Below are 16,374 nucleotides of genomic sequence, written 5' to 3'. Positions count from 1 at the left end.
AAACTCTCATGGAAACAGAAAAGCAGCAGGATGGAGCGGAAGCAAGCCGCCGACAGTTTATGAAAACATCCGTTGGCCTCATGGCTTCGGTTCCGTGGCTTACTCAGGCTTCCTTTCCGGGATCTTCTGATTTCTCTCTCCAAACTCCTGTCGCAATGACTTTACCTGAATCTCCCAAAAGTATTGCGGGTTTGTACGGCCCGTGGGCAGCTGGCCTGCGAGCTGATCCGCCTATGCTTTCGCTACGGGCGATGCCCCGCAAAAAATTAACTTCCTGGAAAAAACAGGCCGTAGCCAAGGTAAAGGAATTGGTGGCAAGTCCACCAATGGGAAATACTCCGGCGGTTACGGTTCTGAAAAAATATATTTACGATGGGCTGGAAATTGAAGAACTAAGCTGGCAACTTCCTTACGGGCGCCCGACGCAGGCACTTTTGCTAAAACCGCAGGGAGTTCAAGAAGCATTACCCGGAATTTTGGCTTTGCACGATCATAGTGGAGAAAAATACTATGGCTATCAGAAAATTACCCGCACCACCGACGCACAGGATCTGCACATGCGGGAGCATCAGGCGGGTTAATACGAAGGGCGAGCCTGGGCCAATGAAATGGCCAAGCAAGGTTTTGCCGTGCTGGTGCCCGATGCTTTTCTGTTTGGTAGCCGAAGGGTCTACTATGAAGATGTAGAGGGAATTACCTGGGGAATGACAAAAACCACTACGAAACGTGATGCGGACATTCGGACACAGGAAGAAATAAATACCTACAATGCCTGGGCGTCTGACCACGAGCACGTAATGTCCAAGTCGTTGTTTTGTGCGGGCACCACCTGGCCGGGTGTAGTATTGGCCGAAGATCAGGTGGCTCTCAGTATTCTGGCTACTCGGGCGGAAGTTGATCCCACACGACTTGGCTGCGCGGGTCTCTCGGGTGGTGGACTTCGTACGGCTTACCTGGCCGGTCTCGACGAGCGCATCCGGTGTGCCGTTTGTGTCGGATTTATGTCTACCTGGAATGATTTCCTTTTATACAAAGCCTACACCCATACATGGATGCTGTACGCCTCGCTTTTACCTAATTACCTTGAATTTCCGGAAATTCTGGGCTTGCGGGTTCCATTGCCGGTAATGGTTCAGAACAACAGCGAGGATCGGCTTTTTACCCATACAGAAATGCAAAAAGCGGATGCCATTTTGCGGGAGGTGTACACCCTTGCCGGTGCCGCTGATGCCTATCAGGGACGGTTTTATACAGGCGACCACAAGTTTGACGTTGTCATGCAGGCCGATGCATTTGCGTGGTTTAAGCAGTGGCTCAGCTAGTAGGCTCCCCTCAGTACGACCCGACTTGTGCCGTCCATTCCTTTTTCTACCTGAATCTGTACCGGAATCCGGTCTTTCATTTCGTGGCGGTGAGAAATAACCCCCACGATTTTCTGACTGTCCGATTGCAATTTTTCCAGCGTTGTCAGAGCTGTTTCCAAACTATCAGGATCGAGCGTGCCAAATCCTTCATCAATAAAAAGGCACTCAATACGCACGTTGCGTGAGGCAAGGTCTGACAGCGCGAGCGCCAGTGCCAGGCTGATCGTAAAAGTTTCGCCACCCGACAGCGTAGAAACCGAACGGGCGGTGTTTCCCTGATACGTATCCAGCACAAAAAGACTATCAGTTTCCAGGTGAGGCTTGTCCAGTACGTAGCGGTCAGACAGCAACCGCAGGCGCAGATTTGCCAGGCCGATCAGGTTGCTGAGCGTGAGGCTTTGGGCAAAATTGCTGAATCCATTGCCCGTAGCATCGCCGATAAATTTTTTCAGTAATTCCCATTTTCTGCGGTTTTTCCGCAAGTCAGCCAGTTCTCGTTCAAAATGCGCAAAGCGCCGCTGATTTTCGGCATCGGCTCGTAGTTGTTCGGCAAAAGTGGCTTTTTCTTCCACGTACTCATCCCGAAATTTTCTATATTTTTCACAGTGGGTGAGTAAGTCTTCCATGGTAGAATCCGGCGCTTTTCGGGCAATTGTTTTTACTTTTAAATCATCCAATAAAGATTTTTCCAGTGTGTCAAGATCCCTTTTTTTCGTAAGCAGCCGATCGTACTCTTTTTTAAGTTTTTGATACTCATTTCCTTCCAGAAGTCGCTCGTAAGCTGTTTCGAGAGAGTCCAGGCCAGCACTTGATAAGCTTTGAAGCAGCGTTTTTTGTAAAACATCTATCGCTTGCCGGGCATTTTGTATCACCTCATCTAATTCTTCAATAGCCTTCCGAGTCGTTTGAGAAGCGTTTTCCCAGGCTTGCCATTTGCGAATCAGCCCGCTTGCGTCGTTCTGAATGTTGGCTCCGGCATAGCGTTTTTTGATCTCTGTTTGTCGCATATTGACCTCCGTACGCAAAGTAAAAAGCTGCGTGAAATGCGCCTTCAAACGGCTAATTACCTGAGTTGCCTCCTTCGCCGCCAGCCATTTTTTTAGTTGATCCAAAGACGTTTGAATACGTTCTTTTTCTTCCTCAAAAAAAGCAGACGAAAGCTCGCCAGCAAGGTTTAATTGATCACCTAATTCCTTCGCCAGTCCGCTTACCTCTTTGTATCGGCTACGAAGGGGGGCAAGTTCAGCCTGCTGTGTATTCAAATGCTGCTGAGCCGAATGAATTTCAGCGGAGAGGTTTTTTTCTAATTTCTGATTTTCTTTAAACTCACGTTCAGCAGCCCGAATGTTTTCCTGCAAATCGAGCAAATTTGAAATATACTCGTGCACAAACGGATGATGCTCAGAGCCGCACAGCGGGCAGGCCTCTCCGGGTTTGAGTTGTTCCCGCTGCTTTTCAAAACTTTGCCGGGTTAGTTCCAGATCGCGCCTTTCCCGTAGAAGTGTGATATTTTCCTGTTGCTTTTCCAGTACTTTGGCCAGTTCTTCCAGCAGGGGCGTTTTCGTTTTTAAGATTTCTTCGGCTTTGGCAATGTTGTCATTTTTCTTTTTTCCTTCCTCCCGCAGGTCGTGCTGTTGACCCAAATATCCTTGCAATTTATTGAGGTTCAGCTCGCGCACACGTAGGTTTTCAAGAGCGGCATTTGCATCATAATCCGCTAAAAAATAGCTCAAAGCAGAACTCAACGTATTTTCTTCATTTTGTAGCAGTTGCAGCGAATCGTCGAGTTTTTGTACCGAAAGCTCCTGCACAAAACCAAACCTGCGCTGTTCTTTTTCTGCCAGAATGGCCTGCGCCAGCGGTTTTCCCTGCTGACGAAGTCCTTCCATTTCTGCTTCCAGCGTCAAAATCTCTTTCTCAAATTCCTCAACATCTGCTACAAAATTGGCAGCTGTAAGTGCCCGTCCCGTCAGTTTTTGTCCGTCAGCAAGAAGCTGTGCATATTCCTGATCAAGTGTTAGCAGACGCTGACGATGCCCATCAGCCTGCGATTGACTGGTTTTCAGGCCTCGTTGCTTTTCACTAAGAAGTACCAGTTCAGATGCAAACGGACTAATCGATTCATGCAGCCGGAGCCGCTCAGCCGATTGGGCAAAACGCAGGATTTCCTGCTCGCTTTGTATTCTCTGTTCGGCCAGCTTATCCAGTTTTTCGGTGAGTCGTTGTATATCGTCCAGAAGATTTTTTTCGGTGGTCCAGTGGTCAAGCTGTCCTTCTGCCTGCTTTCGCTTGTCTTCTGCCTGTGTAAGTTTTTGGTTAAGTTCGTCGATTTGCTCTTGTTTCAAAAGCTGCACGCCCTGCATTTCGGCTTCTTTGAGACGCAGTTTTTCGGTCCATTCTTTATCTTTTTCAAAGGCAGCCGCACCCAATTGGCGGTAAATGTGCGTGCCCGTAATATCTTCCAGCAGGCGCCCGCGAGTGTTGCGGTCGGCTTTAAGAAACTCCGCAAAACTTCCCTGCGCTAGCAGGATAGACTTGATAAACTGTTCGTATTTCAGGCCAATGAGCCGGGCGTTTATGTCCGGATAATCAGAAAGTTTCTTTACATCCAACAGTTTTTCAGAGGGAAGCTCGGCAATTTCCATGTGGTAATTGTTCCAGTTTCCGTTGCGGTTTTTGGAGATAGACCAGCGCGAGCGAAACTGTTTCCCCTTGGCTTCGTACTCTACTTCGGCATAGGCTTCTGTTTTGGGCTCTTCGGCGGCTTTCAGGTTTACTACCGAGCCGAGCTTATCAATTTCATTTTTGGAAATACTGCGTCCAAAACGGGGCACTTCGTTAAACAAAGCCAGTGTAATCACGTCCAGCAAGGTAGATTTTCCGGCACCCGTAGGTCCTGAAATTATAAACAATCCACTGCTCGACAGCGGGCTTCCCATGAAGTCGATGGGGTCGTGCTCTCCATAAAAGGAATTGATATTCTTAAAACGTATGCGGAGGATTTTCATAAATAAATAAAAAATAAGGAGCGAATGCGAGCGCAGTCAGCGCCAGACTCAGGGATTGGGGTGGTCGAGATGGACTTCCTGTACTAATTCTTCAAAGGCTTCCAGCAGAAGCTGCCGGGTATCTTCATCCAGAGTTTCGGATTCGAGCCTGCGCATAAATACATCGCGCGGATTCAGATCTTCAATGTCGGTTCCGACGGCGTAGAGCTCGTCGGCATCTTTGAGGCGGTTCTCAAACGTAAGCCGGGGTTTAATGATTTTAAAGGAAGCTTTTTCAAACTCACGCAGAAGCATATCAAACTGAACACTTTTTTGCGGGTCAAACGTGGGTTCTACTACGTGAAGTTCTACCAGAGTTTCCAGACGAGTAGTTGATTCAAAAGCCTGCAACGTCGCCCACACCTCATCAATTGTGCCCGTAAAGCTTCGCAGTTCGCGTGAGGTGGGCACAGGCAACGATTCAACCTGTGCGATTTTCCCGTCTTCCAGCGTTAGTTCCAGGACATACTTTGGGTCATTGCGCTCGCTGAAACTGAGTGCAATCGGCGAGCCGGAATAGCGAACGGTATCCGACAATTTCTGCGGTTTGTGAATATGCCCCAGCGCCATGTAGTCGAAGCCCTCCGGAAAATGCTCACACCCAAAAGCGGCGAGTCCGCCAATGGAATGAATTTCACGCTCGCTGTCCGAAACCGTCACGCCATTGACATACAAATGGCCCATGCCAATGAGCGTATGATCTCTGTAAAGTTGCTGATGAAGATTTGTAAATTGCTCATAATGAGAGCGTATTCCCTGTCGGATGCTCTCGGCCCGGTCGTCGTAGGTTTGCCCCGAAACAGACCGTCGCAAGTCCGCATCACGAAGAAAAGGCACTGCTGCAACGGCAAGGTTGAGATCGTCGAAGAGCAAAAGTGAATCTTCGCAGGCCTCGGTTGCGCAGCCCACCACCCGAATATCGAGGTGGCGCAGCAAGTCGCGCGGGGCGTTCAGCACACCGGGAGAATCGTGATTTCCACCCGTAATGACTACTTTGCAGTGACAGCCGGTAAGCCGCTGCAAAAATCGGTAGTACAGCGAAAGCGAAGCCGACGAAGGAAAGGCCGTATCGAAAATATCTCCCGAAACCAGTAGCAACGTAATTTTCCGCTCCTCAATAAGATCGCCCAGCCAATCCAGAAAAAGCTGATGATCGGCATCCAGGCTATATTTATGTAGCTGTTTTCCTATATGCCAATCGGCGGTATGGAGAATTTTCATGGGGAACGGTATGCAGGTTTAGTAGTGAAATAGATTATTTTTAGAAGTCAGTTTTTTCAAAGAAACATTTCACTCAATACTTTCTTTCTTCACCCACGACATCCACGTGCCTTGTGCTTTCATGACTTGTTCAATGAGGTCACGGACGGCACCGTGTCCGCCGTCTTTTGGAGAGATATAATCTGCAATTGCCAGGATTTCCTCTGCCGAATCGGCCGGGCACGCGCCGAGCAGTTCCTCCCGCATCATGACTTCAAAGTCGGGCAGGTCGTCGCCCATGAAAACAATTTCGTCTTCGCTCAGATTATTTTCCCGAATATATTTTTCATAAATCGGCAACTTGCCATCAGGCGAAGCCCCAATAAAAATATCTTTTACACCCAGGTATTCCAGCCTTTTGCGCACTCCCAGTTGATTTTGAGCAGAAATAATAGCCACCCGATAGCCCAGCCGTAGCGCCCGGTTGATGCCGTAGCCATCCCGAACGTGAAAGGTTCGGGGTTGTTCGCCACTTTCGAGCGCCAGCACACTGCCGTCGGTCATGACGCCGTCGACGTCAAATATAAAAGTCGTGATACGCTGAAAACGCTCAGGTAAAGAAGTGCTCATGGATTTAAGAATTCGGTTCAACACGAAATTAGCTTTATTTTTGATTTTTCCTCTACTTTAAAATCCTTTCTCCGGTTGAGAATTGTATACGCATGGATATTCCAGGGTTAACAGAAAACTACCGTCGGGAGCTCATGGAAAATGTGCTCCCTTTTTGGCAAAAGTTTGCCTTTGATTCGCTGTATGGTGGTGTTTTTGAGGCAGTTGATGAAAATGGTGAGGTGATTTCGACGGATAAGCCCGTAGTAACGCAGGCCCTCGCTGCCCGGGCGTTTGCGTATGCGTATAATTCTCTGACACCCAACGACACCTGGCTATTAATGGCCAAAGATGTAGTGAAGTTTTTGATGGAAAATGGCCGGGATGCCAAAGGAAACTGGTACGCCGAACTCGACCGCCGTGGTACGTCCGTCAGTGATGCCGTCGATTTCAGTCCGGCTTTGTGGGTTGTGCTGGCTTTGGCCCAACTTTTTAAAGCGACAGGCGAAAGTGAGTATGTGACTCAGGCGCAGAAGACGTTAATTCAAACGCTGAAAAAGCGGGATGCGCAGTTAAAACGACAGTTGGAAACCTCAGGCAGGGTTTTTAAATCGCTGGACGAATTTGTGCTGATCGGGCATATTCTGCTGGAAGCCGAAAGCTTTACCGACCGAAAATGGTACAAACGTACGCTCGACAGCTTTTTGCAGGAACTGGCTAATGATTTTTATGATAAACGTACCGAAATCTTACTGGAAAATGTAACCCCGGAAGGGCATTTTTGTGATTGTCCGCAAGGACGCCTGCTGGTACCGGGGCGGGTATTCGAAATGGCTGGAATAGCCCTCGAATTTGCCGACCGTACCCGAAACCGCCGCCTGCTGAATCAGATGCTTGACCTGACCGAATTAACTGCAAAAGCAGCCTGGGACGAAACAAATGGTGGTTTTTATTGGCTCATGGATGTAAAAAGTCTTCCCCCGCTCGACGCCCGCTGGAACCATAAATTGGCCTGGGTGCATCTGGAAGCACTGCAAACGTTCCTGAAAGCGCACCTGCTTTCGGCACGTCCGGTGTTTCTGGATACGTTTGAAAAAACGAGCGAATATCTGCTTACTCATTTTCCTGACCCTGTGCACGGCGAGTGGTTTGGAGAACTAAGCCGGGAGAATAGTCCGGTGTATCGCCACAAAATTACTGCCGAAAAATCCTGCGAAAGTACCGTGCGAAATCTGGTCAATACGCTCAAATTGCTGTCACTTGCTGCCGAAATATCACCCGCAACGGACAAAAAGCAACGATCACAAAAACGCTCTCCGCTCAGTTAGGTTCAAAATGACGCTCCCGGATATCCTCCGTCAGGAGTCGATAAATGGAGGCCCACTCGGGCTTTAACTCCTGCAAATAATCGAGATGATGGCTCGTAATGTCCCAATCGAAGCGCCGGGCAGGCCCGGTCTGAACAGTGGCGGGGTCGTCAGTGAGCAGCGCTTTTTGCATCGTTTGCTCAATGAGCGGTTTGAGTAGCTGAAACGAAAGTGTTTCGTGTTCGAGCAAATCGTGGGCAATTGACAAAAGATGATTGGTGAAATTACAGGCAAAAACAGCCGCTACGTGCAGATTTCGACGTTCTTCGGAGTCGCCTCGCTGTACCTGCAGACTTACACTGCGGGCAAGTTTCAGAAGAATATCCTCCGTTTCGTCGTCAATTGCTTCCACAAAAAAAGGGATTTGGGAATAATCCAGCGGAACTTCCCGCGTAAAGGTCATTAACGGGTAAAGTACTCCGGTACGAACGGGAACATCGCTATAAATTTCGACCAAATGTTGAAGCTCAGCCAACGACCGGCTGCCGGAGGTATTGATGAGCATGGCATCTTTGGGAAGAACCACCCGCTGCATGATGCTTTCGAGGGCATCGTCGGAGGCCGCCACTATCAGCATATCTGCTTCGCTTTCCGCAAAATTGAGGTCCGGCTGAATCCGGGCGTCGTAAAGTTCAGAAACCAACTGCCGGGCCTTTTGCGTATCACGGCTGTAAATTTCACAAATAATGTGTCCGGCTGTTTCAAAAGCCTGAGCCAAATGCCAGGCTACGTTGCCGGCGCCGATAAATGATATTTTCATAAGCAGCTGTTTTTGGAGGTTTTGGCAGGGATGAATGAAAAAACTCAGCCCCTGATTCCCTACTTTTGCGGGGACTAAATATAATTATTTTCACGACTTAAACCCTTTTCAGACTTGCAAAATATCCTGATAGATGTTGTTATTCCTGCTTTTAACGAAGAGAATTCGGTAGGAAATGTGGTGCGCGATCTGCCCCGTCCACTGGTACGGGAGGTGGTTGTGGTCAATAACAACTCGCGGGACGAAACCCGCCGCTCGGCCACCGAAGCCGGGGCCACTGTGCTCGACGAGCCCCGGCAGGGCTATGGTTTTGCCTGCCTCAAAGGAATTGATTATTGCAAAAAAAAGGCTCAGCCGCCAGAAATTCTGGTATTTATTGATGCAGACTACTCCGATTATCCCGAAGAACTCCCGCAGCTTGTGCAGCATCTGCTGGATCATAACCTCGATATGGTGATTGGCTCACGGGCCTTAGGCAAGCGGGAGCCCGGCTCCATGACTCCTCAGCAGGTGTTTGGCAATTGGCTGGCTACCAATCTGATTCGCCGGTTTTATGGCGTAACCTATACCGATTTGGGCCCCTTTCGGGCGATTCGTTTTGACAAACTTCTGGCCATGAACATGCAGGACACGACCTACGGCTGGACTGTCGAAATGCAACTCAAAGCCGCTAAAATGGGATTTGCCGTAGGCGAAGTGCCCGTTACCTATCGCCGCCGCATTGGCCACTCTAAGGTGTCCGGCACTGTGAAGGGAACCGTGCTCGCCGGCTACAAAATTTTAAGCTGGATTTTTAAGTATAGATAATTCTTTTCGTAGTTTAGTATCCAGTAATTACATTAATAAACATTGTATGAAAGTATATCTACACACTCTTTTAACCATTTCTCTTTTTGCGGTGGTTACGCTTCCATCTTTTGCACAGGTAGATCCAAATTGTAAGCCCAGCGTAGAAGTTGGCAAGAACTCTTTTTGTGAAGACGACACGACGCAACTGCGGGTCGAGCCCACTCCCAACACAACCTACCGCTGGATTCAGGATACATCCTTCATTGCCGGTGCCAATACCAATACACTTGTCGTAAACAAATCAGGAACGTATCGCCTTGAAACCGTTCGCAAAGAAGAAGCCTGGACGTGGGGAATGGCTGGCGGCCCCGACAGCGACCTCAACGATATTCAGTTTCTTGGAAATACAGGCTGGATTGTAGGAAACTACGGTTTGCTGCTGAAAACAACGGATGGTTTGTCCTGGGATACTATCAGGACCAATCGGCAGGACCATCTTACTGCCCTTAGCTTCGTGAATACGCAGATTGGTTGGATTGGCGGGGCAAGTGGTTTATTGTTGAAGTCAACCAATGGAGGTACTACCTGGGCCAAAGTAAATATCCCGGTGTCGGGTACGATTCAGGAAATCAAATTTTTGAACGAGAATACCGGGTTTGTATTGGCAGATCGGCGACTGTTCAAAACCATAAATGGGGGAATAGCCTGGTCCGAACTTATTTTGCCTGACCCTAATCTTACCAATTTCACCTTCGTTAATGCCAACGTTGGCTGGATTGCGCTCGGAAATCAGCTATACAAAACCGACAACGGTGGAACCTCCTGGCAACTAAACTATACAGCTGAAAGTAGTTGCACTCAGGGCGTTCAAAGGATCTTTGCCTTAAATACGGCTACTTGCTGGGTTGAGTTTATCACGTGCTCGCAGGTTACCAATTTTCCTACTCAAGTAGCAAGAACTCTGGACGGAGGGCAAACTTGGTCTAAGCATAGCATACGCATACCCGCTACTTTTCCAGCACTTTCCACTTTTAATGTATCGGACCTTTTCTTTACCGATTCTCAAACAGGTTATGCCGTTGGGCAGCTTTATAAGCGAGTATTTGCCCAATATGGGGTGAGCGGCGGCGGTATTTTCCAAACCAAAGATGGAGGACAAACCTGGCTTTTAATTTATGAAAATGTTTCGAATGGCTACCCCAGATCCATTGCGTTCAGTTCTTCTTCTCAGGGGTATGTGGTAGGTTCCGGCGGATTGATGCTTCGGGTAGCCGATTCAGATAGTATTTCAACTCCTTTCCCCGAGCGAACCTTTCTGCCCCTGCATACAGTTGGAGGAACTCCCCAAAGGGTATTTGCTGCCGGAGGAACTCCCCGGAGAACCGAAAGCGGGGTTCATCCCGACTCCAAGGCCGTAACTTTGACGATGGAAGCAGGAATGCCTTGGGTCAAAAACGAAACGCAGGTAAATATTCCCGGCGGTAATTTTCTGATCAGTAATGGGTATACGGTTCGTCAGATCAAGTTTAAGAATAATCAATTTGGGTGGCGCGTAGGTTTTGGGGTTTTGGCCACGACAACCAATGGTGGAGAAACCTGGCAGACCCTTTTTGGTAATACACAACCACCAACTTTTGTTATTGATAAAGCCTATTTTCAGACAGTCAATTCTGGATTTTATATTTCTCGTGATCCTGCATTTGGAGGAGCATCCCTCTACCGATTTTCAGGAGCATCCCGTACGCCCGTACCTATATCTTATATAGATACTCCTGATAATAACACCGGCATGCTCGATCTCCAATTTATCAACGACAATGTAGGTTTTATTACTACGAGCAACGGAAAACTCATCAAAACTATCGATGGCGGCAACAGTTGGTCCGTGCAGCTGGTCCGGGCAGGGAAGAGTCTTCAACGTTGCTTTTTTGTAAATGATAGAATCGGATGGGTAATTTCCAACGATGGTGTGATCCTGAAAACACAAAATGGAGGGCAATCCTGGACGCAACAAACTTCCGGGGTTTCTACTTCACTGAATGGAATTTACTTTCTGTCTGAGCAAGTTGGGTACATCGTAGGCGTTGAAGGCCTTATTTTGAAAACGAATGATGGCGGCAGCAGTTGGATTCGACAAACTACGGATACTCGAAATACGCTCAATGATGTTTCATTTACAGACGCAAATACAGGCTGGATCGTAGGGGAAAAAGGCACGGTTCTGAAACTTACCGTGAATGAGTGCCGCTCCATTTCTGACCCGGTCGTGATTAAAGTTAATCCAAAGCCACAGGCAACAATTACAGCCGACGGCCCCACCATCATTTGCGAAGGATTGTCACTGATGCTATTTGCTCCGAGAGGAAACGGCTACACGTATCAATGGTTTAGAAACAATGCTCCGGTTGCTACCGGTATTCAGTTTGCAGCTACCCAAAGTGGAACGTACTCAGTAGTGGTCAGGAATGCAGAGGGATGCGAAAATCAGTCAAATTCAATTACCGTCACCGCTAGTCCACGTCCGATTCTGAGCTTGGTTCCGCCAAAGGATAACACGTTGTGTGAAGGAAAGAGCTTGGAAATCAGCGTTCAGAGCAATGTGCCGAATGTTAGCTATGAATGGTTTAGAAATGGTGTATCCATCGGAAATGCAAATGCGGCCAATGTAGTAACTGCTGAAAGTGGAACGTATCAGGTAAAAGCAACAACACAGGCAGGCTGCACTTCTTTTTCGGATACTGTGGTCATTTTACCGGCATACAAAATCAACCTGTTGGCAGAAGGGTCAACGACAATCTGTGAAGGGCAGACTGTTGACCTGAAAGTTCAAAGTACAAGCAGCGCTTCCATCACCAACTATCAGTGGTTTCGGGACGGAACTGCTATTTCCGGCGCAACCACAGATACCTTTGCGGCCAATCAAGGGGGCAACTATTCACTCGAAACAGTAGATTCCAAAGGCTGTAAAACTATTTCTGAGCCGCTACCCATAGAGGTTACTTCACGTCCTGCTCAGCCGGTCATTACGGCAGGCAACAGCATTACGCTGGTGTCAAGCGCAGAACGGGGCAATCAGTGGTTTTTGAATACGAATGCTATTTCGGGAGCTACGGGCAATGAGTATGATCCTGCGGAGTCGGGCAGCTACACGGTGCAGGTTACCGAAAATGGCTGCCAAAGCCCGATGTCTGTGGCGTATGTGTTTACGATTACATCGCTTGACGAACTTCCGGGCCTTGCGACCGTAAACGTATTTCCAAATCCTACACAGGCCGAGGTGTATGTATCTCTGAAAGACCTGAGCGGCCCCGTTGCCATCGAAATTCTGAGTTTGTCAGGGCAACAACTACGGGTACAGTACATCGCCTCCACTGCCCAGAGAAGTAACATTCCACTGGATGTTAAAGGATTGGCCTCCGGTACGTATCTCGTCAAAGTTCGGGCCGGTACATTTAGTAAAGTCAGTAAGGTGGTTTTGAATCGGTAAGTTAGGATGAGGGATCATTATTGAAAATCAAACCTTCACGTCAGGTAAGTTACCTGAGTAATGTGAATGGCTTTTTCAAAGCGAAAAGTCAAAAGCATCACTTCTGGTTCTGGGCAACTGTGTATTTACAGGATACAAAATTTTAAGCCGGATTTTTAAGTAATAGCTGATTCATTTCGTAGTTTAGTATCCAGTTAATTACTTAAAACCATCGCTATGAAAGTATATCTACACTATACGCTCCGGAGTCTGATTTTGGCGCTTTTAACTCTTCCTTCACTTTTTGCTCAGGATTGCAAACCTACTATCCAAACCTCCGGCTCTGCCACTTTTTGTGAGGGCGATAGCGTGGTTCTTTCAACAACTGCTCAACCGAATACAACCTATCGCTGGCAAAAGGAAGGGGTGGTCCTGACTCCTAAAACCGATACTTCACTCGTGGCGTATACGTCGGGTACTTATACTTTGGAAGCTACTCGTAAGGATGAACTATGGGGCCGCGGGTTGGCACAGGCCAGACCGGAGGTTACGCTTCGCGACATTGCCTTTTTGCAGAATGAAGGTTGGATAGTAGGAGACAATGGGCTGTTTATGAAAACGATTGACGGTGGCCAAACCTGGGATACACTGCCTGTACCGCACACGGAAAATTTTACAAACATCTTCTTTTTGACCTCGCAGGCAGGCTGGATTGGCGGGCAAAATGGCCTCTTGCTAAAAACGGCCGACGGCGGTATTAGCTGGACTCAACAGCCAGGTACATGGAGTGGAGCGATCGAGAAAATTATTTTTTTTAACGAGACGGCCGGTTTTTTACGAGCAGGAGAGCAGCTCTTCAAAACTACCAACGGTGGCGCTGCCTGGACACCCATAGCACTGCCGGATTCTTTTCAGTTGCAGGATGTGTCTTTTGTGGATGCAGATTTTGCGTGGATAGCCTCTGGAAATAAACTCTATAAAACCGCAAATGGTGGAGAAAACTGGCAGTTAATGTCTACCCTTTCGATTTGTACTTCGTGTAATTTTCAAAAAATAGTTGCAATCAATCGCAGTACTTTATTAGCCACAAGGCTCTTTGTTCAAACTACGGCTATTTCAAAAACTACCGATGGCGGTAGTACCTGGACCGATATTGATCTGCCTTTTCCAGCCACTTATCCATCGTTGTCTAATTTGGGTACTTCCGAAATCATGTTTACGGATACACTCACTGGCTTTTTGGTAGGTCGAATGTATAGACGAACGTATGGAAGTTATGGAATAAGTTCAGGTGCCATCTTTAAAACAAGTGACGGCGGCAAAAAATGGATGTTGGTGTACGATAATCCCTATGACGCTTACCCTAATGCAATTGCGTTGCGCACGCCTACGCAGGGAATGGTTGTAGGTGCCGACGGACTCATGACGACGCTGGACGATCAGTGGAAAGATGTATATCCAACACGAACCTTCCTTGACCTGCATTCAGTAGGCGGAACTTCTGCCGGAATATTTGCCGTTGGAGGAAGGTTCAGGCATATTATGAATGTACCACATCCTGACTCCAAAGCGGTAACAATGGCCTGGAAATCAGGGCAGGACTGGACCAAAACCGAAACAGGTTCCTCAGGAGTTTTGAACGGATACACCTTAGAGCAGATAAAGTTCAAGAATGATACGTTGGGCTGGAAGGTAGGCTACGGAACCTTGCAGATCACGAAGGATGGGGGAATCACCTGGAAAACGCTTTTTGGAAACAGAATGCCGCCTGATCTGACCATTAGTAAAGCTTACTTTCAGACCGACACCACCGGCTGGCATATTGCTCGATACCCTTCGTTTGGCGTTTCGACGCTGTACCGATTTTCGGGAGCCTCCCGTACACCACAACCCCTCGACTTTGGAAGCGGCAATAATCCGGCGACTACCAACTTGCTAGACCTGCAATTTGTCAATGATGCCACCGGATTTATTACAACCAATATCGGTAAACTCGCCAAAACCACCGATGGAGGCGCTACCTGGCAAGTGCTGACGGTACGTGACGGAAAAAGCCTGCAAAGGTGTTTTTTCGTAAATGAGCAAATTGGCTGGGTCATAAGCAGCGATGGACTGTTGCTAAAAACGCAAAACGGCGGACTGACCTGGATCGAACAATCGTCTGGTGTAAACACAGCCTTGTACGGGATCTTTTTCAACTCCGCCGAAAACGGCTATGTGGTAGGCGAAGGTGGAGTTTTACTAAAAACCATGGATGGCGGCGAGCATTGGCTAAGACAGCTGACGCATACTACTCAAACCCTAAATGACGTGTTTTTTACGGATACCACCCACGGATGGATTGTGGGTAATAAAGGGACGCTGCTGCAACTTACGATCAGTGAATGTCAGTCGGTTTCCGAGCCGCTCACTGTGCAGGTAAACCCCCTGCCTGTCCAACCAATCATTTCCGTAAGTAATAACAGCATTACACTGGTATCAAGCGCAGAACGGGGCAATCAGTGGTTTTTGAATACGAATGCTATTTCGGGAGCTACGGGCAATGAGTATGATCCTGCGGAGTCGGGCAGCTACACGGTGCAGGTTACCGAAAATGGCTGCCAAAGCCCGATGTCTGCGGCGTATGTGTTTACGATTACATCGCTTGACGAACTTCCGGGCCTTGCGACCGTAAACGTATTTCCAAATCCTACACAGGCCGAGGTGTATGTATCTCTGAAAGACCTGAGCGGCCCCGTTGCCATCGAAATTCTGAGTTTGTCAGGGCAACAACTACGGGTACAGCACATCGCCTCCACTGCGCCGGAAAGCAACATTCCACTGGATGTTAAAGGATTGACCTCCGGCACGTATCTCGTCAAAGTTCGGGCTGGTACTTTTAGTAAAGTTAGCAAGGTGGTTTTGAATCGGTAAAGGGGGGGAAGGGGCTTTGGGTCTTTAATGGGCAAATAAAAAGTTGACGAATTAAGCAACTTTGACTAAATTTGAATAAAAATTTCAAATACCCTGCATCAAGACCATTGATTCCATAAAAATTTACATCTATGCCCGGGATCATAGCCCGCCTCATTTTCATGTGCTGGTTGCTGAACACGAAGAACTAATTATTATTTCTAACCTTTCAACCTATTCTGGGAGTATTCCTACCAGGCACCGAAAAAAAGTGATAGAGTGGGCGTCGAAGAACCCTGACTTCTTGCTCAGGGAGTGGAACAAATTAAACGTACGATTATGAGAACTATCAAGAGAATACTGAAAATTCACAGTGTGAAAGGATACGAAATCGCCTGTTTATTCAACAATGGGGAATCCAGAATTATAGATTTCAAGGAGCTCTTTAAAAAGTGGGCTATTAAAATGGGAGATGTAGAGTTCCCTTTGGTGCAATCGAGAGAAGAATTTGAAAAAGTAAAACTAAGTGATGGAACCCTGGCTTGGGAGAATATCATACTCCAAGGCAGTGACGATACGGGCGAGCCGATACAATACACATACGATCTGGATCCTATTGTTCTATATGAAAATAGTCGACTCGACGAATCCCGGCAAATCGAAATAGGACTTCTGATCAGGCAAGTAAGAAACGAACTGAGTCTGACTCAGGAGGAACTCGCCGCCCGAAGCGGTACCACAAAGCACTATATCTCCCGGGTAGAAAATAATCGGACGGGAATTGAATTGGCCACTTTGGTACGGATCATAGAAGGCGGGCTTGGAAAAAAAATGAAAATAAGCATACAGGAGTAGTGGTTCGTACACACAAGCCAAATCT

Annotated in this window: 12 protein-coding genes; 8 read left to right on the top strand and 4 right to left on the bottom strand. The window is 47.8% G+C overall.

Going from position 1 to position 16,374, the window contains the following annotated elements:
- Window positions 1-8: 8 nt before the first annotated feature.
- On the top strand, window positions 9-581 hold the full coding sequence (locus EZE20_RS24415) for a hypothetical protein (protein ID WP_228713794.1): 573 nt from the start codon (window positions 9-11) through the stop codon (window positions 579-581).
- 27 nt (window positions 582-608) lie between these two features.
- Window positions 609-1,322 carry an alpha/beta hydrolase family protein gene (locus tag EZE20_RS24410; RefSeq protein WP_228713792.1) on the top strand — a complete coding sequence of 238 codons (714 nt, stop codon included), beginning with the start codon at window positions 609-611 and terminating at the stop codon, window positions 1,320-1,322.
- Here the strand turns inward: EZE20_RS24410 and EZE20_RS15800 are convergent.
- The 3 genes from EZE20_RS15800 to EZE20_RS15790 form a co-directional block, all read right to left on the bottom strand.
- Entirely contained in the window at window positions 1,319-4,372 is a 3,054-nt protein-coding gene (locus EZE20_RS15800) for an SbcC/MukB-like Walker B domain-containing protein (protein WP_132119378.1), read from the bottom strand. The two genes, EZE20_RS24410 and EZE20_RS15800, sit on opposite strands and share 4 nt — an antisense overlap.
- A gap of 48 nt (window positions 4,373-4,420) precedes the next feature.
- Entirely contained in the window at window positions 4,421-5,632 is a 1,212-nt protein-coding gene (gene sbcD, locus EZE20_RS15795) for an exonuclease subunit SbcD (protein ID WP_132119376.1), read from the bottom strand.
- A 69-nt stretch (window positions 5,633-5,701) separates the two neighbouring features.
- Window positions 5,702-6,241, bottom strand: a complete 540-nt coding sequence (locus EZE20_RS15790; RefSeq protein WP_132119374.1) for a KdsC family phosphatase — start codon at window positions 6,239-6,241, stop codon at window positions 5,702-5,704.
- 92 nt (window positions 6,242-6,333) lie between these two features.
- Between EZE20_RS15790 and EZE20_RS15785 the strand changes: the two genes are divergently transcribed.
- Window positions 6,334-7,548, top strand: coding sequence for an AGE family epimerase/isomerase (locus EZE20_RS15785; RefSeq protein WP_132119372.1), 1,215 nt, complete (start codon window positions 6,334-6,336; stop codon window positions 7,546-7,548).
- Here EZE20_RS15785 and EZE20_RS15780 read toward each other — a convergent pair.
- Entirely contained in the window at window positions 7,541-8,347 is an 807-nt protein-coding gene (locus EZE20_RS15780; RefSeq protein ID WP_132119370.1) for a Rossmann-like and DUF2520 domain-containing protein, read from the bottom strand. The two genes, EZE20_RS15785 and EZE20_RS15780, sit on opposite strands and share 8 nt — an antisense overlap.
- A gap of 123 nt (window positions 8,348-8,470) precedes the next feature.
- Between EZE20_RS15780 and EZE20_RS15775 the strand changes: the two genes are divergently transcribed.
- The 5 genes from EZE20_RS15775 to EZE20_RS15755 all read left to right on the top strand — a co-directional run bounded on the left by EZE20_RS15775 (window position 8,471) and on the right by EZE20_RS15755 (window position 16,349).
- Window positions 8,471-9,154: a glycosyltransferase family 2 protein gene (locus EZE20_RS15775; protein WP_394345652.1), complete on the top strand. Its 684-nt coding sequence runs from the start codon at window positions 8,471-8,473 to the stop codon at window positions 9,152-9,154.
- A gap of 46 nt (window positions 9,155-9,200) precedes the next feature.
- A complete protein-coding gene (locus tag EZE20_RS15770) occupies window positions 9,201-12,623 on the top strand; it encodes a YCF48-related protein (RefSeq protein ID WP_132119366.1) in 3,423 nt (1,140 codons plus the stop codon).
- A gap of 216 nt (window positions 12,624-12,839) precedes the next feature.
- Entirely contained in the window at window positions 12,840-15,515 is a 2,676-nt protein-coding gene (locus tag EZE20_RS15765) for a YCF48-related protein (protein ID WP_132119364.1), read from the top strand.
- An 88-nt stretch (window positions 15,516-15,603) separates the two neighbouring features.
- The gene (locus EZE20_RS24645) at window positions 15,604-15,837 is read left to right on the top strand and encodes a DUF4160 domain-containing protein (protein ID WP_132119521.1); all 234 of its coding nucleotides are present in this window, start codon (window positions 15,604-15,606) and stop codon (window positions 15,835-15,837) included.
- Window positions 15,834-16,349 (top strand): helix-turn-helix domain-containing protein, encoded by a 516-nt coding sequence (locus tag EZE20_RS15755; RefSeq protein ID WP_132119362.1) that lies wholly within the window; start codon window positions 15,834-15,836, stop codon window positions 16,347-16,349. The genes EZE20_RS24645 and EZE20_RS15755 overlap by 4 nt, the downstream gene beginning before the upstream one ends.
- The last annotated feature ends 25 nt before the right edge of the window (window positions 16,350-16,374 follow it).

Source organism: Arundinibacter roseus, assembly GCF_004348825.1.
GTDB classification, from domain to species: Bacteria; Bacteroidota; Bacteroidia; order Cytophagales; family Spirosomataceae; genus Arundinibacter; species Arundinibacter roseus.
This window is presented reverse-complemented; position numbering and strand designations above follow the sequence as displayed.

Coding starts and splice junctions, on each gene's coding strand:
- EZE20_RS24415 (WP_228713794.1), top strand. CDS start 9: ATGGAAACAGAAAAGCAGCAGGATGGAGCGGAAGCAAGCCGCCGACAG.
- EZE20_RS24410 (WP_228713792.1), top strand. CDS start 609: ATGGCCAAGCAAGGTTTTGCCGTGCTGGTGCCCGATGCTTTTCTGTTT.
- EZE20_RS15800 (WP_132119378.1), bottom strand. CDS start 4,372: ATGAAAATCCTCCGCATACGTTTTAAGAATATCAATTCCTTTTATGGA.
- sbcD (WP_132119376.1), bottom strand. CDS start 5,632: ATGAAAATTCTCCATACCGCCGATTGGCATATAGGAAAACAGCTACAT.
- EZE20_RS15790 (WP_132119374.1), bottom strand. CDS start 6,241: ATGAGCACTTCTTTACCTGAGCGTTTTCAGCGTATCACGACTTTTATA.
- EZE20_RS15785 (WP_132119372.1), top strand. CDS start 6,334: ATGGATATTCCAGGGTTAACAGAAAACTACCGTCGGGAGCTCATGGAA.
- EZE20_RS15780 (WP_132119370.1), bottom strand. CDS start 8,347: ATGAAAATATCATTTATCGGCGCCGGCAACGTAGCCTGGCATTTGGCT.
- EZE20_RS15770 (WP_132119366.1), top strand. CDS start 9,201: ATGAAAGTATATCTACACACTCTTTTAACCATTTCTCTTTTTGCGGTG.
- EZE20_RS15765 (WP_132119364.1), top strand. CDS start 12,840: ATGAAAGTATATCTACACTATACGCTCCGGAGTCTGATTTTGGCGCTT.
- EZE20_RS15755 (WP_132119362.1), top strand. CDS start 15,834: ATGAGAACTATCAAGAGAATACTGAAAATTCACAGTGTGAAAGGATAC.